The 19,416-nt window shown below is 61.3% G+C and carries 12 protein-coding genes; 2 read left to right on the top strand and 10 right to left on the bottom strand.

Annotated elements, in window-relative coordinates:
* Positions 1 to 34 precede the first annotated feature (34 nt).
* The 10 genes from nusA to GTP58_RS27225 form a co-directional block, all read right to left on the bottom strand.
* On the bottom strand, positions 35 to 1,600 hold the full coding sequence (gene nusA / locus GTP58_RS27270) for a transcription termination factor NusA (RefSeq protein ID WP_072784794.1): 1,566 nt from the start codon (positions 1,598 to 1,600) through the stop codon (positions 35 to 37).
* Positions 1,597 to 2,085 carry a ribosome maturation factor RimP gene (rimP, locus tag GTP58_RS27265; protein ID WP_072784796.1) on the bottom strand — a complete coding sequence of 163 codons (489 nt, stop codon included), beginning with the start codon at positions 2,083 to 2,085 and terminating at the stop codon, positions 1,597 to 1,599. The genes nusA and rimP overlap by 4 nt, the downstream gene beginning before the upstream one ends.
* 237 nt (positions 2,086 to 2,322) lie before the next feature.
* Complete coding sequence (locus GTP58_RS27260; RefSeq protein WP_161080146.1) at positions 2,323 to 4,482, bottom strand: pseudouridine synthase; 2,160 nt, start codon at positions 4,480 to 4,482, stop codon at positions 2,323 to 2,325.
* Entirely contained in the window at positions 4,469 to 5,164 is a 696-nt protein-coding gene (gene scpB / locus GTP58_RS27255; RefSeq protein WP_161080145.1) for an SMC-Scp complex subunit ScpB, read from the bottom strand. Before scpB ends, GTP58_RS27260 begins: the two co-directional genes overlap by 14 nt.
* Before the next feature lie 243 nt (positions 5,165 to 5,407).
* On the bottom strand, positions 5,408 to 6,433 hold the full coding sequence (locus tag GTP58_RS27250) for a glucokinase (RefSeq protein ID WP_161080144.1): 1,026 nt from the start codon (positions 6,431 to 6,433) through the stop codon (positions 5,408 to 5,410).
* A 199-nt stretch (positions 6,434 to 6,632) separates the two neighbouring features.
* Positions 6,633 to 7,589: a VTT domain-containing protein gene (locus GTP58_RS27245; RefSeq protein WP_161080143.1), complete on the bottom strand. Its 957-nt coding sequence runs from the start codon at positions 7,587 to 7,589 to the stop codon at positions 6,633 to 6,635.
* A 25-nt stretch (positions 7,590 to 7,614) separates the two neighbouring features.
* Positions 7,615 to 9,291, bottom strand: coding sequence for an ABC transporter ATP-binding protein (locus GTP58_RS27240; RefSeq protein WP_161080142.1), 1,677 nt, complete (start codon positions 9,289 to 9,291; stop codon positions 7,615 to 7,617).
* Complete coding sequence (locus tag GTP58_RS27235) at positions 9,288 to 10,412, bottom strand: ABC transporter permease (protein ID WP_161080141.1); 1,125 nt, start codon at positions 10,410 to 10,412, stop codon at positions 9,288 to 9,290. The genes GTP58_RS27240 and GTP58_RS27235 overlap by 4 nt, the downstream gene beginning before the upstream one ends.
* Positions 10,409 to 11,347, bottom strand: a complete 939-nt coding sequence (locus tag GTP58_RS27230) for an ABC transporter permease (RefSeq protein WP_161080140.1) — start codon at positions 11,345 to 11,347, stop codon at positions 10,409 to 10,411. Before GTP58_RS27230 ends, GTP58_RS27235 begins: the two co-directional genes overlap by 4 nt.
* 6 nt (positions 11,348 to 11,353) lie before the next feature.
* On the bottom strand, positions 11,354 to 13,012 hold the full coding sequence (locus GTP58_RS27225) for an ABC transporter substrate-binding protein (protein WP_308937379.1): 1,659 nt from the start codon (positions 13,010 to 13,012) through the stop codon (positions 11,354 to 11,356).
* Between the two features lie 423 nt (positions 13,013 to 13,435).
* On the opposite strand from GTP58_RS27225, the gene GTP58_RS27220 reads away from it, so the two are divergent.
* Positions 13,436 to 16,225, top strand: coding sequence for a TonB-dependent receptor (locus GTP58_RS27220; protein WP_229215769.1), 2,790 nt, complete (start codon positions 13,436 to 13,438; stop codon positions 16,223 to 16,225).
* 217 nt (positions 16,226 to 16,442) lie between these two features.
* Positions 16,443 to 19,223, top strand: a complete 2,781-nt coding sequence (locus GTP58_RS27215; protein WP_161080139.1) for a TonB-dependent receptor — start codon at positions 16,443 to 16,445, stop codon at positions 19,221 to 19,223.
* Positions 19,224 to 19,416 lie beyond the last annotated feature (193 nt).

The raw sequence follows: 19,416 nt of genomic DNA, 5'->3' as shown, positions 1-19,416 counted from the left end.
TCTATGTGTCGCGGAGATGATAAAGATACTCAAATTAAGCCTTTGCGGATTCAGCCAGACTCCAGGCCTTGGCTTGCAAGCCTTTGGCGCGGTCGTCATATTTCGCGTCAACCAACTTCATCTCATCGTCGGTCACATCTTCAAATTCACTCGTAATCAGTGCGCGTGCGCGGTCCGACGACAACGCCAGGATGGCGCCAAATTCGTCGTAAGCCAGGCCGGCAAACGCTTCTACTGTTTTGATACCAGCCAGGCCCAGCTTGCCGGCGGTGATGCGGTCCATGCCTTCCAGACCGACCAGCGCCTCGTCCATGCCTTCCAGGCCTTCTTCCGAAGCGATGGCTTCGGTGACCAGGGCGTCACGGGCGCGGGTGCGCAGTTCGTTGACGGTATCTTCGTCAAACGATTCGATTTCCAGCATTTCGGAGATCGGCACGTAAGCGATTTCTTCCAGGCTGGCAAAGCCTTCTTCCACCAGGATGTCGGCCACTTCCTGGTCGACGTCCAGTTTTTCCATGAACAGCGCGCGAATCGCGGCGGTTTCCTGGGCTGCCTTGTCGGCCGATTCCTCGGCCGTCATGATGTTGATTTTCCAGCCGGTCAGATCGGACGCCAGGCGTACGTTCTGGCCCGAGCGGCCGATGGCGATGGCCAGATTCTCTTCGTCCACCACCACGTCCATCGCGTGCTTCTCTTCGTCGACGACGATCGAGGACACGTTGGCCGGGGCCAGTGCGCCGATCACGAACTGCGCCGGATCTTCCGACCACAGGACGATGTCGACACGCTCGCCACCCAGCTCACCGGTGACTGCCTGCACGCGCGAACCGCGCATGCCCACGCAGGTACCGATCGGATCGATACGCTTGTCAGCGGTGAACACGGCGATCTTGGCACGCACGCCAGCGTCGCGGGCCGCCGATTTAATTTCCAGCATGCCTTGCTCGATCTCTGGCACTTCCAGTTCGAACAGCTTCATGATGAATTCTGGCGCGGTGCGCGACAGGATCACTTGCGGGCCGCGCATATTGCGGTCGACGCGCAGGATGTAGGCACGTACGCGGTCGCCGATACGCAGATTCTCTTTCGGGATCATCTGGTCGCGTGGCAGACGGGCTTCGATCTTGCCGGATTCAACGATGGCATCGCCGCGCTCCATGCGCTTGATGGTGCCGGTGACCAGCGAGTCGCCGCGTTCCAGGAAGTCGGCCAGGATCTGTTCGCGCTCGGCGTCACGTACGCGCTGCAGCACGACCTGCTTGGTGTCCTGGGCAAAGCGGCGGCCGAATTCCACGGACTCGATCGGCTCTTCGATGTGGTCGTCCACTTCGATGTCGGCAATCTGTTCCTTGGCTTCGAAGTGCAGGATTTCCTGGTCTGGCAGTTGCAGGCCGGCTTCGTCAGGCACCACGTGCCAGCGACGGAAGGATTCGAACTCACCCGACTCGCGGTCGATCGAAACGCGGATGTCTACTTCACCCTCATAACGTTTCTTCGTGGCTTGCGCCAACGCGAACTCCAGTGCACCGAAAACCACATCTTTATCGACGTTCTTTTCACGCGCCAGCGCGTCTACCAATAACAAAACTTCGCGACTCATGCTTTGCGTCCCTTAAAATCCACCTGCGGCACCAAGCGTGCCTTATCCACATCGGCGAGTGTGAAATCCAACTGCGCCGGACCTTCATTGCTTTCAAATTCCAACGACAAATTTTCGCCTTCAGGCGCCAGCAGGACGCCCGTGAACGATTTCCGGTTGTTCGTACCCGGCATGGCTGCGCGCAGTTTAATCACTACTTCGCAACCGGCAAAACGTGCAAAATCCGACAGCTTGCGCAGCGGACGGTCCAGCCCTGGCGACGAGATTTCAAGACGCTCATAGGGAATGTTCTCAACCGTCAACAAGTGCGACAGCTGATGGCTCACCGTGGCACAATCCTCCACGGTAATCGGACCTTTTTCTTCGGCATCTTCTGCGCTGAAATCGATAAACACGCGCAGCAGTCCACGCTCGGCCCGTTCGACATCAACCAGCTCATAGCCCAGACCGGCGACGGTCTTTTCAATTAATTCCGGCAGCTGCAAGAAAATTCTCCAGTTCAAGGCCTGTTAATGTGGTGCACAACAAGCCGTTTAAAACGGTTCAACAAAAAAAAAATGGGCATCTGCCCATCTTCTTAAAACACCTAGCCAGATGAAAGGCTGCATCGGGATTAACCTGTGCAGAACCTCTACTAGGCTGGATATTATAACCTTATATGGTTTGCGCTGCAATGCCGCACGGGCGACATGGCAGGCAAACAACAAGGCGAAGAGCGTGTTTTAGCCCTTGCGGCGGCGCGGCATACCGTGGTCTACGGCACCACCACGCGGCGGCTGGCCACGGCGTGGCTGACCGCCAGTCGCACCGAAACCAAACGTGGTTTGCAACGGATCTGGCTGGCGCGGACCACGGCTTGGTCCCTTGGATTGCTGACCGCGTCCCTGGCCCTGGCCCTGGCCCTGCCCTTGCCCCTGACCACCCTGACTGCGGTTGCCCTGACCTTGCGCGCGCGGAGCTGGCGCCTCGCCCAGCGGACGACCGCCGGCGTAAGCACCAATGCCTTGCGGGCGACCACCCGGACGACCGGATGCCTGGCCGCCCTGACCGCCTTGGCCCTGGCCTTGACCACGACCCTTGCCGCCGCGGTTGCCATTGCCACCAGCGTTGCCGCCATTGCCACCAAAACCGCCCTGTCCCTGACCACGGCCGTTGCCGCGCGCAGGTTTGGCGAATGGCAGCGCGTTGGCGTTGCTCAGATCGGCACGATTGAAGTTAGGCTCGTTTTCATCGTCCTCGTCATCATCGTAGTAGTCGCGCTCTTCGCGGCGATTGCCGCGCTCGGCTTGCTGGTCGCGATTGCTGCCGTTACGCTGACGCTTTTCCGGCCCTTTGTTCTGGGCTGGCTTGGCTTGCTGCGGAGTCTTGCCGGCCGCAGGCTGAGCGACTTTTTTCTCGATGCTATAGGCCGCCATCAGCGCGCGCACGGCGTTTTCTTCCATCTCTTCCCAGCGGCCGCGTTTCAGGCTGCTTGGCAGGGTCATGGCGCCGTAGCGGGTACGGATCAGGCGCGACACGGTCAGACCGATCGCCTCGAACATGCGGCGCACCTCGCGGTTACGGCCTTCGCCGATGATTACGCGGTACCATTTGTTAATACCCTCGCCACCGCCGTCGGCGATTTTCGAGAACTGCGCCATGCCGTCTTCCAGCTCAACGCCGGCCAGCAGCTTCTGGCGCATGCCCTCTTCCAGCTCGCCCAGCGTACGCACGGCGTACTCACGGTCGATGCCGTAGCGCGGGTGCATCAGGCGGTTGGCCAGGTCACCAGACGTAGTGAACAGCAGCAGGCCTTCGGTGTTGAAGTCCAGGCGGCCAACGGCCAGCCATTTGCCGGCCTTCATGGTCGGCAGGCGCTCAAACACCGATGGACGGCCATCCGGATCATCCATCGAGACGATTTCGCCAGCTGGCTTGTGGTAAATCAGCACGCGTGGCGGCTTTTTGCTGACACGGCGCTGAATCAACTTGCCGTTGATACGCACTGCATCAGTCGGCAGGATGCGCTGGCCGGTATGGGCCGGCTCGCCGTTGACCGACACGCGGCCAGCCAGGATCAGCTCTTCCATATCGCGGCGCGAACCCAGACCGGATTCTGCCAGGATTTTGTGCAGCTTAGGCGCATCGTCTTCCGCCGTCAGGTCGCGGCGCACGGTTTTTTGCTGATGGCGGGACTTGCCCTCATCGCTGTCAAACGCGTCCGACGTGACGTAAGAGAATGCAGCGTCCGCATCATTGCCTTTGGCGCCACCAGCCTGCTGGCCGTTACGCGGCTTGCCATTCTTGCCACGCTTGCCATTGCGCTGGTTATTATTAGGACGCTCGGCGCGCTCCTGGCGCGGCTTGGCCTCCTGCGGCGCAGCTGCCGGAGCACCCTCTTCCGATATCACACCTTCTGCAACGACCGGCTCCACACGGGGCGGCATCGATGCTTCACGCAGCGCGCGCTGGGCGCGCATCTGGCGCGGACCACGTGGGCGCTGGCGCTCGGCGCGCTCGCCCGCTTCGGCTGGCGCCGCAGATGCCTCGCCCACCGGTGCGGCGGACGCTGGCGCTTCAGCAGCGACAGCGGTCTCGGCGACCGGAGCAGCTTTTTTGGCGCGCGGCTTGACTGGCTTGGCAGCCGGCTCCGCACCGTCAGCAACGGCTTCGGCGGCATCGGCCTTCTTGGCGCGCGGCGTCTTCACTGGCGCCGGCGCATCTGCGGCGGCGTCGGCTTCCGCCTTGGTCTTGCGCTTAGGCTTGACGGCAGGCGCCTCGCCTGCGGCGGCAGCAGCCGCCTTGTCCGCTTCGATTTGCGCTTTGGTGCGACGTTTAGGCTTGGCGACAACTTCGGCCGCTGCCGCGTCGTTGACTGTCTCAGAGGTATTAGGATTGTTCATTATTCGTTTCTTGGTTGTGCTCAGCGTCAACCGTTAAATCTGGCGCAGGGCCGGGTTCTGGCACAGCGCTTTCTTGCGCCGCTTTTTCAAAATTCTCTTGCAGGGCCGCCTCCAGTGTTTCCATGGCGTTTTGCCCATCACTGATTTGCTGCAAAGGCGGCAGCTGGGACAGCGAATTCAAGCCCAGATCATCCAAAAACTGCTTGGTGGTTCCCAGCAAAGCCGGGCGCCCGACGACATCCCGATAGCCGATGGCATCTACCCAGCCACGGTCTTCCAGCATCTTGATCGTCTGCGAATTCACGGCAACGCCGCGTATTTCTTCAATATCACCCCGGGTAACGGGCTGGCGATAGGCAATAATGGCCAGCGTTTCCAGCGTCGCCCGCGAATACCTGGGTGGTTTTTCCGGATTCAGGCGGTCGAGATACAACTTCATCTCGGGGCGGCTCTGAAAGCGCCAGCCGGTCGACAGGCTGATGACTTCCACACCCTTGCCAGCCCAGTCGGACCGCAATGCTTCCAGCAATTCCTTGATCGTATCGGCGCCTATGCCGGGGCCGCGCGGCCGGTCCTGGTCGTCCAGTTCGACAAACAGCTTTTTCAGACTGTGGATCGATAACGGCTCACGAGCGCATAGCAAGGCGGTTTCGAGGACTTTTTTAGCCTCAAGATTATCCATAAGCAAAATCGAAAGAAATCAATCACATTCAGTGAGGCTGGCGGGAGGACTCGCTGAAGCTGCTTTTCCGACGCCAAGGCCTATGCGTACCCGGCGGGAGAGAGGGACATGCCGGCAACGGCCTTAACCGTTGCTTTCTACGTGAAACGTGGGCAGGAAGCCAGACGTTTCATACAACAACGCGAATTGTACCTGATAAAACGCCGAAACGCGCATTTCGACCGCATCGAAATGTAATTGAGCTTACACAGAGGCAAGTCTTTCCGACAAGATTGCCGAAACACCAACGAACGCCGGGTATTCCGCCGTGATGACCCATGTCGGTACCGCCGCCAGGTATTTATTGAAACGGCCCTTGGCTTCAAAGCGGGCGCGGAAGCCGGAACGGTCGAAGCGTTCGCCCAGTTTGGGCACGATGCCGCCGCCAATATAGATGCCGCCCTGCGCGCCCAGCGTAACGGCGATGTTGCCGGCAATCGTGCCCAGCATGCAACAGAAGGCTTCGATCACCTCGTCGCACAGCGAGCACTCGCCCGCCAGGGCGCGGCGCGAGATGTCGGCGGCGCTGAGTTTTCCCGCCGGCAGGTCGCCATGGTCGGCCAGCGCGCGGTAGATCAGTTCGATACCAGCGCCGGACATCAGACGCTCCGCCGACACATGCTCGAATTCTTTCCAGGCATATTGCAGGATGGCGACTTCGGTCGGATTGGCGGGCGAGAAAGTCACGTGACCGCCCTCACTCAGCAGCGCAGTCCAGCCGTCCTTGCCCGGAATCAGGCCCGAAACGCCCAGACCCGTGCCGGCGCCGATCAGGCCCAGCGGCGTGCCCGGCACGCCGGCGCCGCCACCGACCTGATGTTTTTGCGTTGCCGACAACTGCGGCAACGAGCTGGCCAGCGCGGTGAAGTCATTGACCACCACCAGGGTGTCAAAGTTAACTTCGCGGCGCAGCGCCTCAATCGAGAATGCCCAGTGGTGGTTCGTCATGCGCACCATGTCGCCGGTGACCGGATTGGCAATCGCAATCGCGCCATTCCGGATGCCGGTGACGCCGGCCTGGGCTACGGTTGGCGAGGCCAGATACGCAACCAGGGCGGCGGCCAAGGTTGGGTAGGCGGCACACGCCAGCACTTCGATCGCCTCAATCCTGCCCGGAGCGGTTTCCAGCGCAAAGCGCGCATTCGTGCCGCCGATATCCGCCAGCAGACGCGGGCCACCAGGAAAAACCGTGGTCAGGGAGGGAGGCGTTTGTACGGATTGAGCAGTCATGATGGATCGAAATGAGTTGAAACTTAAGCTTAAAGTATTTTTGCTATCACAAGCAAGAGATGTTTGTAGTTTTAGTACAGTTTGCTACATAACTTTGCATTCAGAGATATTTTTTCCGTAGTATGACTACCACAAGCCAATTGGAATCGATTCCAACATACCGTAAAAAAAGCGCCGCGGATAGGCGGCGCACTCTGTTTTATGCGGAAGCGGTGTTGTCTTCGGCCAGCGTGTCGCGCGGTGCGCGGAAGGCGGCGTTCCAGGCGTCCAGCCCGCCATGCAGCGGCCGCGCGCGATGGTAGCCTTGGCTGATGAGTCCCTTGGCCACATGGGCGGCGGTCACATCGTTCGGGCAGCTGCAGTACACAATAATGTGGCGGCCCTTGTCCAGCCCCAGGGCATCCGGATTAAGCTCGCCGCCATTGAACAGCAACGCGCCAGGCACGGCCGGGTCCAGCATTTGCGCGGTAGCGCTGCGGGCGTCGATCAGGATGGGCTCCGTGCCCTGCTCCAGCAGCTGCCTGAAGTCATCGATCGTGATGCGCTCGATTTCCACCGACTGGCGGAAGCGTTTGCGCTCCACATATTTAAACGCAACGAACAGGGCCAGCAGCACGCCCAGCACGATCAGCGCGGTGGTTCCCATGGTGCTCAGGATGTCGAGCAGCTGGTCGACGCTGGTGTGGAAGAAGGCGCCCAGCGCGATGCCGGCGCCGCTCCACAGCAAGCCGCCCAGCAAACTAAAACCAAGGAAGGTGCCGCCACGCGTGCCCATGGCGCCGGCCAGCGGCGGTGCAATGGTGTTAAAGCCCGGGATGAACTTGGCGACGATGAGCGCTTTCGGTCCCCAGCGGTTGAAGTTGTCTTCGGTCTGGCTCACGCAGTAATCGGGCGACAGCGAAATCTTGCACAGCAGCTTGAGGATGCGCTTGCCGTAATACTGACCGGCGCGGAACCAGAAATAGTCGCTGATGAGACAAGCGATCATGCTGACGGCCAGCACGGCCGGCCAATGGGTGTCGCCGTCGATCGACATGGCGCCCGCCACAATCAGGATCGGGAAGGCAGGAATCGGCAAGCCGATCTGCTCGACCAGCACCACCCCGAACACGATCAGGACGCCATATTCTTGCAGCAGGAGGATTAAATTCGCCATACGGATATCTTAACTTAAAAATCGCTTAACCGTGGCCGGGGATCGCCGCCAGCAGCGCCCGCGTGTAGGGCTGTTGCGGGTTGCGGTACAGCGCGTCTGCATCGGCCAGTTCCACCACCGCGCCCTGGCGCATCACCATGACCTGGTCGGCCATGTATTTCACCACCGACAGGTCGTGCGAGATGAAGATGTATGACAGGCCCAGCTCATCCTGTAAATCCCGCAAAAGATTGAGCACCTGCGCCTGCACCGACACGTCGAGCGCGGAAACCGATTCGTCGCACACCAGAATTTCCGGCTGCAGGGTCAGGCAGCGCGCGATGGCAATGCGCTGCCGCTGGCCGCCGGAGAACTCATGCGGGTAGCGGGTGTACGCCGATGCGGACAATCCCACCTTGTCCAGCAGCGCATGGGCGATGGCTGCGCGCGCGCGGTTGTCGGCGCCGATGCGGTGAATGCGCAGCGGTTCCAGCAAAATGTCGCCCACCGTGAAGCGCGGGTTAAGCGACGCATACGGGTTCTGGAAGATGATCTGGATGCGCCGCTTGTAGGCCTGGAATTCGCGCGCGGACATTCTGAGCAGGTCGCGGCCGTCGAACATGGCGCTGCCGCCACTGGCCTGATGCAGCCGCAACAGCGTCAGGCCGACCGTGGTCTTGCCCGAGCCGGATTCACCCACCACGCCCAGCGTCTGGCCGCGCGCCAGCGTGAAGGAGACATCCTTGACGGCCTTGACTTCGCGCTGGCCGAACCAGCCTTCGCGCAGATAGAAGCTCTTGCTGAGGTTGCGCACTTCCAGCAGCGGCTTGCCGTCGCTCCCGCGCACCCGAGAGTCCATGCTGGCGATGCCGTCCGGCTCTGCAGGAATTCCCGTCTGATAGTCGGCAATCACCGGCAAGCGATGCGGGCGCGCATCCAGCGTCGGCCGGCAATGCAGCAGCGCGCGCGTGTAGGCATCGGCGGGCTGGTTGAGGACTTGCTGCGCCGGTCCGGCTTCACGCACCTCGCCATGGCGCATGACGATGACGTGGTCGGCAATCTGCGCTACCAGCCCGAGGTCATGCGTAATGAACAGCACCGACATGGCATGACGCTTTTGCAGCCGCGCGATGAGCTCCATGATCTGCTGTTGTATCGTGACGTCGAGCGCGGTGGTGGGCTCGTCGGCGATCAGCAGCCGCGGTTCGCAGGCGATGGCCATGGCAATCATCACGCGCTGCTGCTGGCCGCCGGACAGCTCGCCAGGATAAGCGGCGATCCTCAGCGCCGGATCCGGGATGCCAACCTCGTCCAGCAGTTCCAGCGTCCGGCGGAGTGCCTGCGCGCGGCTCATGCGCAAATGCAGCATGAGTACCTCGGCAATCTGCGCGCCCACGGTGAAGACCGGGTTCAGCGACGACATCGGCTCCTGGAAGATCATGGCGATGTCCTTGCCGCAGAGGGCGCGCCGCTGCTTGCTGTTCAGCGCCAGCAGCTCGCGGCCATCGAACCGGATGCTGCTGTCCGCACTGACAATGGCGGCCGCGTCGAGCAGCCCCATCACCGCCAGCGAGCTGACCGACTTGCCGCTACCGGATTCGCCAACCAGCGCCACGGTGGCATTGCGCGGCACATCAAAAGAGATGCCTTTGACGGCTTCCGCCGTGGTCTTGCGGTCGAGGCGGAACGCCACGTGCAACTGGCGGACTTCGAGCAGGTTCATTGCTTCACCTTGGGATCGAGCGCGTCGCGCAGGGCATCGGTGAACAGCGAGAACGCCGTCACCAGCAAGGCCATGGCGATGGCGGCGGCCGTCAGCTGCCACCAGCGGCCGAGGATCAGTTCATTCTGCGCTTCGTTCAGCATGCTGCCCCACGACACCACGCCCACCGGCACGCCAAAGCCCAGGAAGCTCAGGATGACCTCCGCCTTGATAAAGCCCACCACCAGGATCGACATTTGCACCAGCGCCACATGGCTGACGTTGGGGAAGATGTGGCCAAACATCCTGCGCCAGTGCGAGGCGCCGATGGCATCGGCGGCAAGCACATATTCGCGCGTCTTGTGCTTGATGTACTCGGCGCGGATCAGCCGGTACGGACCGGTCCAGCCGGTAAGGCCGAGTATCAGCACCATCGTCAGCACGCCCTTCTGCTGCAACACCGCCGCCACGGCCAGTATCATGAGCACCGACGGGATGGCGGTGAAGATGCTGTAGAACCAGTTGAACAGATCATCCACCACGCCGCCGCAGTAACCGGACAGCGCGCCGAACAGGGTGCCCAGGCCAACCGCCAGCAACGCAGCCACCACGCCGACGACAATCGAGGTCTCGCCGCCCTTGATGGTTTTCCTGATGATGTCATGGCCCCACTTGTCGGCGCCGAACGGCAGGGTCGCGCGGCGCCCGCCGCCAGCTACTACACCGCCCTGGCCCTCGCCCGCTTGCGCCCGCAACGCCGCCAGGTCGTCCGCCAGCGGATCGACGACGCCATACATCTCAACCGCGTCGGCTGCTGCGCCGCCATGGCCCTGCCGTGCCGCCAGCTGCGCGCGCAGTGCGCGGATGTCGTCAGCGATGGGATCGAAGACGTTGTCCGGCAAGGCCTGCGGCGGCGCGGCCGGCGCGGCCGGCGTGACAGTCGTGCCGGCGGCCGGCGTGGCGGCAAATCCCGGTGGCGCATAGCTCACCCCGACTTCCTGTTCCCAGTCCGCGACAATCAGGCCCGAGGCCGACAGCACCACCATCAGCAGGAAGGCCAGCACCACCGCCAGCGACACCATCGCCACCCGGTCCGCGCGCAATCTGCGCCAGGCCAGCGCCCACAAGCCTTGCGCCCTCATGCGAGCTTCACCCGTGGATCGACGGCCTGATACAGCAGATCTGTCAGCAGATTAAACACCATGGTCGCCGCCGCCACATACACCGTGATTGCCTTGATTACCGGGAAGTCGCTGCGCTCCACGGCCAGGATCACCTCGCGGCCAATGCCCGGAATGCCAAAGAAACGCTCCAGCAAAAACGCGCCGATCAGCAAGGCCGGCAGGTTCGACATCACATACGTCAGAATCGGAATCGCCGCATTGCGCAGCACGTGCACCCACATCACGCGCCGCTCGCCCAGGCCCTTGGCGCGCGCGGTACGTACATAATCCTGCCCTACCTCGTCCAGCACAAAACTGCGGAACAGGCGCAAGGTCGGCGCCACCGACACCGCCAGGCCGATCAGCACCGGCAAGGCCGAATAGCGCAGCAGGTTCTCGGCAAAATGATCGCTCCAGCCCTGCACCGGAAACCAGCCCAGCTGATACGCCAGCCCATACTGAAATGCGATGATGTACACCAGGATGCTGACCGACATACCCACCGTGCAGACCATCATCACCAGGCGGTCCGTCAGCGAGCCGCGCACAAACGCGACGGCCAGCGCCAGCGCAACGCCGATCAGCGTCTCCAGCAGCGTCAACGGAATCAGCACCGTCAGCGAAGGTCCCAGCCGGGTCGCGATGATGTTGGACACCGGCTCGCTGGTCGCCCAGCTCGCGCCAAAGTCGAAGGTCACGATCTGTTTGACGAAAATCCACAGCTGCACATGGTAAGGCTGGTCGACGCCAAGCTGGCGGCGGATGTTGGCGATGCTCTCGGCATTGGCCATCTTGCCAGCCAGGATATAAGCCGGGTCGCCGCCCACCCAGTTAAACAGCACAAACACCAGCACCACCACGCCCAGCATGGTCGGCAGCATTTGCCACAGGCGGCGAACTATATAGGCCAGCATCTTGTCTCAGTCCTTGATATCGATGTACTTCCATTCCTGATGCAGGATGGGATGCTTTTTATACCCCAGCACACGCGGCTGCGCCAGCATATTCCGGTAGCGCGAGAAAGCCGGCATGACCGCCGCCTGCACTTCCAGCTGACGCGCCATCTTGCGGTACAGCGCATCGCGCTGCGGGCCGGGCGGCATGCCGTGGCTGGCTTCGTACCAGGCGTCGAACTGCGGGTCCTGGTAGCAGCCGTTGTTGTTCTGGCCGATATTCCCGCCGTAAAACAGCTGCATGAAATTGTCGCCGTCGGGGTAATCGGCCAGCCACTCGTAGGTACGGGTCTGGATCTTGCACAGCATTTCGGCCCGCTGGATGTCGCTGAAAATCATGCGCGGGTTGTCCATGCGGATGCCGATGCGCTGGTACGTCTTGCGCCACAGCTCGGCCATCAGCACGCCATTGGCTTCGTTGCGCGAGGTGTAGCTGATGACCAGCGGCTTGCCATCCGGCTGCATGCGCCAGCCATCGGCGCCCTTCCTGTAGCCATACCGGTCCAGCAGCTGGTTGGCCAGCACCGGATCGTAGCGCAGCAGCGGCTGGTACTCGGGATCATGCCCCGCCACGCCGCTCGGAATCGGAAACGTCAGACGCTGCGCTTCGCCGTTGTGCACCAGGCGGATTTCCTCGTCCACATCGTGCGCCATGGCGATGGCACGGCGCAACGCGATCTTTTCCTTGCTGAAGCCGCCGACGACCGGATCACGCATATTCCAGTAGTAATAGCTGAGCCCCGGATCGACAATCCGCGACAGCTGGATGCCGCGCTCGGCCAGCTCGGGCCGCAGCTTGCCATCGACCAGCGCTTTCGGCGCCAGCGGGCCGTCCAGCCAGAACAGGTCCGCCTCGCCGCTCGTGAAAGACAGCCAGCGCGACTGGTCCTCGATCTGCACGCTGATCTCGATGCGGCCGATCTGCGGGATCTTCTTGCCCTTCATCTGCTGCTCGATCACGGCGTCGCCGTGGAAGTCCCACACTTCGGCGCGGTGCCCAGTATTCTCTTCGAGCACAATCCGGCTGCCGCGTATCCACTGGCCCAGCTTGTACACGCCGGTGCCGACCGGATGCCCCGCCACTTCGCCCTTGCTGTCGCCATACAGGTCCACCACCTCGCGCGCGACCGCCGCCAGCGGCGCATAGGCCAGTATCATGCCAAGGTTGAAGTCGGTGCGCGTCAGGTGAATCCGCAAGGTGTAGGGATCGATGATTTCCAGCCCGGCCACCGGCGCATCGTAGTTGAAGCGGCCGGTCTGGCGGGCCTGTTCGGCCAGCGCGTCGAGACCCAGCACCTTCCCTTCCAGCAGCCAGGCATTCGGCGACGCCAGGCGCGGATCGAACAGGCGCTTCCACGCATAGACATAATCGGCCACGGTCAGCTCACGCGGCTTGCCGTGGAAGGCGGGATCCGGCGTGAAATACGTGCCCGGCTTCAGGCGGATCAGATAGGTTTTGCCATCGGCGGCGACTTCCGGCAAGGCAGCGGCCGTTTCTGGCGCCAGCTGGACCGGGCGGGCCAGATAGTCGTAGGTGTACAGGGTTTCAAAGATCGCTTCGGTGATGTGGCCGGTGTACAGATCCCGTCCCAATGCGGGATCAAAGCTGGCTTCCGCGGCCGGCAAAATATAGTGCAGTGTCTTTACCGGCGCCGCAGCTCATGCCCAGGCAGCAGCCATCATCATGCCCGCTGCCGCGGCCATTTTTACGCCCCGCATACCCATCCTCACGCCGCCTGTCTGGCCTTCACAATACCGCACTTTTTACTTGGCAGGAATGCCATGCCGCGCCCCATTTTGGTGCAGTCAAGCAGATTCTGTGACGCGCCGCAGCATTCAGTCACGCCATCCCGCAGCATGCCTGACTTTGCAGCGCACCATCGCCTTACAAAAACCCATGTATTTTTTACATAAACCGTTGTTTTTACGCGTCAAAGTAATCGATTTCGTTTGACAGTGCTCTTGCGGCAATGTTTTGATGCGCGCCTTTCCTAAATATTTCACTTGTATATATTTTAGAAAAGAAAAAACTTTCTTGGAGTATTGTTTATGATGATGGAAACGGTTTTATCCCGCTCCGTGCGCCTGATGTTCTCGGGCTCCGTAGCAGCAGTCCTGGCCATGCCAGCTTTCGCGCAGAACGCCGAGCCGACCGGCCCGATCCAGCGCGTTGAAATCACGGGTTCGAGCATCAAGCGCGCATCCGCTGAAACCGCCTCGCCGGTGCAGATGATCACCCGCGACGAACTGATGAAGTCCGGCAAAACCACCGTGGCGGAATTCCTGCAAAGCCTGACCGTGGACGGCGCTGGTTCGCTGCCATCCGGTTTCGGCACCGGCTTCGCAGCCGGCTCGACCGCCATTTCGCTGCGCGGCCTGGGCGCCACCTCCACCCTGGTATTGCTGAACGGCCGCCGCATGGCACCGTTCGCGCGTGCTGACGATGGCCAGAAGAGCTTCACCGACCTGTCCACCATTCCGATGCAGCTGGTGGAACGCATCGAAGTGCTGAAAGACGGCGCTTCCTCGACCTACGGCGCCGACGCAATTGCCGGCGTGGTCAACATCATCCTGCGCAAGGACTTTGAAGGCGTGACCATCAAAGCCGATACCGGCGCCTCCCGTTACAGCGACAACAAACAAAACAATATCGCTGTCACCGTGGGCAAGGGCAACCTGGACGACGACAAGTACAACCTGGTATTCAACGTCGAATACAAGAAGTCCGACGAGCTGGCAGCCGCTGACCGCAAGGACCGCGGCTGGATCGGCCACGGCGACATCCGTCCATGGGGCTACAACCAGAACACCCAGTACATGGGCGGTTACATCACCCCGGGCGCATCGACCGCGACGCCAACCGGCGCCCTGCGCGATCCGAAGACCGGCAACTACGTGTCGCTGGGCGGCTGCTCGCAGTTCTCGCAGACCGTCAAGCAAGACGCTGCTGGCGGCTGCCTGTGGTCGCAAGACCAGTTCCGCGACCTGCAACCGAACGTTGAATCGCTGAACCTGTACACGCGCGGCACCCTGCAAGTCAATTCCGACCTGCAGGTGTACACCGAACTGGGCTACGCGACCCGCAACAGCTCGTTCATGCTGGCGCCAGTATCGGCCACGCCAAACGTGACCTTCCCGGCCACCGCCGCGAACCCGAACGGCATCATCCTGTACAGCAACGATCTGCTGATGTCCGGCAAGCACCCGCAAAACATCTTTGGCACCGACACCCGTCTGCGCTACTCGATGTTTGACCTGGGCCCAAGCAACCACATCGCCAACAACGACTTCAGCCGCATCGTGCTGGGCGCCAAGGGCAGCAACTACGGTTGGGACTGGGATGCCGGCTTCACCCACTCGGAATCCAAGCTGTACATCGAGTGGACCAACCAGCTGAACATGAAAGTGCTGAAGTCCGCGCTGGGCGATCCGACTAGCCAGTACTTCCCGTACTACATCGGCTCGCAAGCCTACAAGAACCCGGCCTCGCTGTACGCAGCGATGCGCGTGAACGCGTCGTCGAACTCGACCACCAAGCTGGACATCGTCGACTTCAAGGCCTCGCGTGAACTGTTCGCGCTGCCAGGCGGTAACCTGGGCCTGGCAATCGGCGGCGAACACCGCCACGAGCAGCTGGACAACCCATCGCTGACCGGTTCGGAAGATGGCTCGACCAACATTTCCTACGTGGCCGCCAAGGGCGACACCAAGGTTTCGGCGATCTACGCCGAGGTGCTGGCGCCAGTGCTGAAAACTGTGGAACTGAGCGGCGCGCTGCGTTACGACCACTACAGCAACTTCAACTCGACCACGCCGAAACTGGGCGCGAAATGGACCCCGGTCAAGAGCTTCGCACTGCGCGGCACTTACACCGCCGGCTTCCGTGCACCTGGCGTGGCTGAAGCCAATGCGGAAAGCCAATCGACCGGCACCTCGTCGGTGGTCGATCCAGTACGTTGCCCAGGCGGCAAAGTGCCGGCAGCAGGCGGCGCCACCACGCTCGATTGCAACATCCAGATCGGCGCAGTCAAAGTGGGCAATCCGAACCTGGCGCCAGAGAAGTCGAAAGGCTACACCCTGGGCCTGGTCTGGGATCCGCTGAATGACACCAACCTGTCGCTGGACGCGTGGAAAATCCGCCGCACCAACGAGATCAACCCACTGTCGTATGTTGAAGCCGCAGCCCTGCCAACCGCAGTTCGCGCCGACAACAACCTGGTGGTCAATGGCGTGGTGATCCCGAACACTGGCACCCTGCTGATCTCCAAAGCACCGTACCAGAACTCGAGCTACACCGAAGTCAAAGGGATTGACCTGGACGTCAAACAGCGTCTGCGCCTGGGCGACTACGGCAAAGCCACGCTGAACCTGGTGTGGTCGCACGTGGCCTCGTGGGTACGCGCTGACAAGAACCAGGTATTCCAGTTTGCCGGCACCCACGGCAACTGTGACACCTCGGATTGCGCCGGCACGCCGAAGGACAAGATCAACCTGATCGGCTCCTGGGACAAGGGTAACTGGAATGTATCGGGCAGCGTCAACTACCGCTCGGACATGAAGAACATCCGTTACGAAGGCGCACCTTGCGCGGTGCTGTTCGCCGACGGTACGCCATCGCCTAACGGTGCTTGCCGTACGCCATCGTTCACCACGCTGGACCTGTCGACCCGCTACAACTGGAGCAAATCGCTGCAGCTGTACGCGTCGATGAACAACGTGTTCGACAAGATCGCTCCGCTGGATGCACTGACCTACGGCGGCATGAGCTTCAACCCGATGGACGCTTCCGGCGCCACCGGCCGTTATGTGAAGATTGGTCTGCAATACAAGTTTGACTAAACTTTATTAGTCGCACGACAAGAAGGACAGCGAGAAATCGCTGTCCTTTTTTTATTCTTAGCACAAATCTATTAGTTTTTTACATAAAGCCGCATAAAGTTTGACAAGAGTGGCCTAAAAGTGGTCTGATAACGGCCCTTGTGAGAATTGGTTAGATTTTGCCTCGCAAGCTGAACCACTTGAGAAAGCACTTAGCAACATGATTAAAGAAACAATCTTGTCCCGTTCGCTGCGCGTGATGTTTGCCGGTGGACTGGCCATGACCCTGGGCCATGCCTTCGCCCAGGAAGCCGGCGAACCCGCGATGCAACGCGTCGAAATCACCGGCTCCAGCATCAAACGCATCGCTGCCGAATCCTCGCTGCCGGTGCAATCGTTCAGCGCCAAGGACATCAAGCAGACCGGCGTTTCCACCGTGACCGACTTCATCCAGCAACTGCCTGCGATGCAGGGTTTCTCGGTCGCCGCTGACTCGGTCGGCGGCGGCGGCGGTGGCGTGACCACCGCGTCGATCCACGATATCGGCGCCTCCTACACCCTGGTACTGCTGAACGGCCGCCGCATTGCGCCAGCCAACTCGGGCACCGTGATCGACCTCAACTCGATTCCGCTGTCCGCGATTGAGCGCGTGGAAGTGCTGACCGACGGCGCCTCGGCCCTGTACGGCGCCGACGCGATTGCCGGCGTGGTCAACTTCATCCTCAAAAAAGGCGCGGCGCCATGGGAAATCAACGCCAAGTACAGCTCGCCTGAGAAGGCTGGCGGCAAGAGCAATTCGCTGAGCCTGAGCAAGGGCTTTGGCGATATCGAGGACGACGGCTACAGCGTGTTCGTCTCGGTCAGCCACGATGAGCAAAAGCAGCTCAAAGCCTCGCAGCGCGATTTCGCCAAGACCGGCATGATCAACTTCACCGATCCGAAAACCGGCAAGGCGCTGCAGTTCCTGAACGGCTCCTCGCGCGCGATCCCGGCCAATGCCTCGGTCAAGTACACCGGCGCGGACGGCAAGGCCGGCACCGTCAACCTGAACCCGTACGCGCTCATCAACGGCAAATGCGCCACCGCCAACGTCGATGCGTTTGGCGACGGCCAGTGCTACTACGATTACACCTCGACCATCGAGATCAATCCGGAATCGAGCCGCGACTCGATCTTCAGCTCGGGCCGCCTGAAGCTGGGCAACAGCGGCTTCCAGGGCTTCTTTGACGCCGCCTACACCGAAGCCAAGATCACCGCGCGCATCGCGCCATATCCGGCCGACTTCTCGCTGTCGACCAGCTCGCCGCTGTACAGCAAATATGTATCGCCTTACCTGACGCCGGAACAGCGCGCGGGCGTGAGCTCGGTGGCGGTCAAATACCGCCTGTACGAAATGGGCGACCGTGGCTACGAGTACGGCACCAAGGCGACCCACCTGGTAGCGGGCGTGGACGGTGCGGCCTTCGGCTGGGACATCAATGGCGCGCTGACCTGGTCGCGCAACAAGCAGGAACAGAAATACCTGTCCGGCTTCCCGCTGGCTGACAAGTTCGACACCCTGCTCAACAGCGGCAACTTCGACCCGTTCGGCTACGCCCAGGGCGACATGCCGCAAGCCATGCGCGACCAGCTCAACGCCACCGGCTACACCGGCCTGTACAACACCCAGACCGTGGTCATGAAGGGTGCTGACGCCCATGCCTCGCGCAGCGCGTTTGAACTGCCAGGCGGCACCGCCATGGTCAGCGTGGGCGCCGACTACCGTGTAACCAGCTTCAGCACCGACCAGCAGGACGTGGCCAAGAAGGCCCTGATCCTGTTTGACAGCCCGGTCTACGACAACCACTACGAGCGTGCCAACGCCGGCGCCTTTGCCGAGCTGCTGCTGCCGATTAACAAGCAGTGGGAAGTCACGGCTTCAGGCCGCTTCGACAACATCGGCGCCGTCAAGGACAAGCTGGCCGGCCACGATGTGGGCGACTCCGCCAGCGCCGGCACCTATAAAGTGTCGACCAAGTACTCAGCGGCCAAGAACCTGATGCTGCGCGCCGCCACCGGTACCGGCTTCCGCGCGGCCAGCATGCAGGAAATCGCTGGCCCGCTGGAAGAGTTCGGCGTCACCGGCGGCACCTACAACTGCCCGCTGACGGCGGCCAACGGCCTGGCCGGCCATCCGCTGGCCAAGTACTGCGAAGCCAGCCGTGGCCAGTTTGAGGTATTCCAGGGCGGCAATCCAGACCTGAAACCGGAGAAATCCAAGCAATGGTCGATTGGCGCCGTGTGGGAGCCAACCAGCACCACCAGCGTGGCGATCGACCTGTGGAATGTGGAAATCCGCGACCAGGTGACCTCGGTCTCGGAAGGCCTGATCTTCGAGAACCCGGCCAAGTACGCCAACCTGTTCACCACCAAGCACATCGCCTCGACGGGCCTGGACGTGCTGGCCATCAAACTGCTGCCAATTAATATCGGCAAGGTGGAAAACCGGGGCATCGACTACGACTTCACCCAGAAGATCAAGCTGTTTGACGGCCGCCTGACCAACCGCCTGGCCGGTACCTATCTGCTGCGCTCGCGCTACACCACGCCGGGCACGGACGACCAGTGGGAAACCAGCCTGAACCGCTACGGTTCCAACGACAAGGTCAGCTTCCGCAACGTGATCAAGGCCAGCACCTCGTGGGCCAACACGGCCTGGACCCACACGCTGACGGCCAACTACCGCAACGGCTACACCGACAAGCATCAGAACGCCGATGACTGCGCGGTGACCACGGCGGACGCGGCGCAGTCGTGCTACGACATCACGCTGGACGTACCGAGCTACACCACGTTTGACCTGCAGTCGGCTTACCGCCCAGTCAAGAATGTGGAAATCACCGCTGGCGCGATCAATCTGTTCGACCGCAACCCGCCGTTCACGCTGCGCAACACCGGTTCGCACCAGGTGGGTTACAACCCGTCGTACTCCAGCGCCCTCGGCCGCACGTTCTATCTCAGCGGTTCGTATAAGTTTTAATACTTATTAAATAAGGACTTAGGTCTGCCAGCCCGGATTTGCTTTGCGGCAAATTCGGGCTTTTTATTTGTCGCATAAATGTAACGCTCAGTGACAGCATGAACACAGATTAACCAAATTTAACACGCCCCAGAATGGTGCATTGCAAGACGGTAGCAACCGTATATTTGTTTCTTTTTTGATGTTGAATCAA

The organism is Duganella sp. CY15W (assembly GCF_009857555.1).
Lineage (GTDB): Bacteria > Pseudomonadota > Gammaproteobacteria > Burkholderiales > Burkholderiaceae_D > Rugamonas > Rugamonas sacchari.
The sequence above is the reverse complement of the archived record's forward strand: the minus strand, read 5'-3'. Positions and strand labels throughout refer to the sequence as shown.

Bases quoted from the DNA above. Each gene is read 5' to 3' on its own strand.
- nusA (WP_072784794.1), bottom strand. From the start codon at position 1,600: ATGAGTCGCGAAGTTTTGTTATTGGTAGACGCGCTGGCGCGTGAAAAG.
- GTP58_RS27260 (WP_161080146.1), bottom strand. From the start codon at position 4,482: ATGAACAATCCTAATACCTCTGAGACAGTCAACGACGCGGCAGCGGCC.
- scpB (WP_161080145.1), bottom strand. From the start codon at position 5,164: ATGGATAATCTTGAGGCTAAAAAAGTCCTCGAAACCGCCTTGCTATGC.
- GTP58_RS27250 (WP_161080144.1), bottom strand. From the start codon at position 6,433: ATGACTGCTCAATCCGTACAAACGCCTCCCTCCCTGACCACGGTTTTT.
- GTP58_RS27245 (WP_161080143.1), bottom strand. From the start codon at position 7,589: ATGGCGAATTTAATCCTCCTGCTGCAAGAATATGGCGTCCTGATCGTG.
- GTP58_RS27240 (WP_161080142.1), bottom strand. From the start codon at position 9,291: ATGAACCTGCTCGAAGTCCGCCAGTTGCACGTGGCGTTCCGCCTCGAC.
- GTP58_RS27235 (WP_161080141.1), bottom strand. From the start codon at position 10,412: ATGAGGGCGCAAGGCTTGTGGGCGCTGGCCTGGCGCAGATTGCGCGCG.
- GTP58_RS27230 (WP_161080140.1), bottom strand. From the start codon at position 11,347: ATGCTGGCCTATATAGTTCGCCGCCTGTGGCAAATGCTGCCGACCATG.
- GTP58_RS27220 (WP_229215769.1), top strand. From the start codon at position 13,436: ATGATGATGGAAACGGTTTTATCCCGCTCCGTGCGCCTGATGTTCTCG.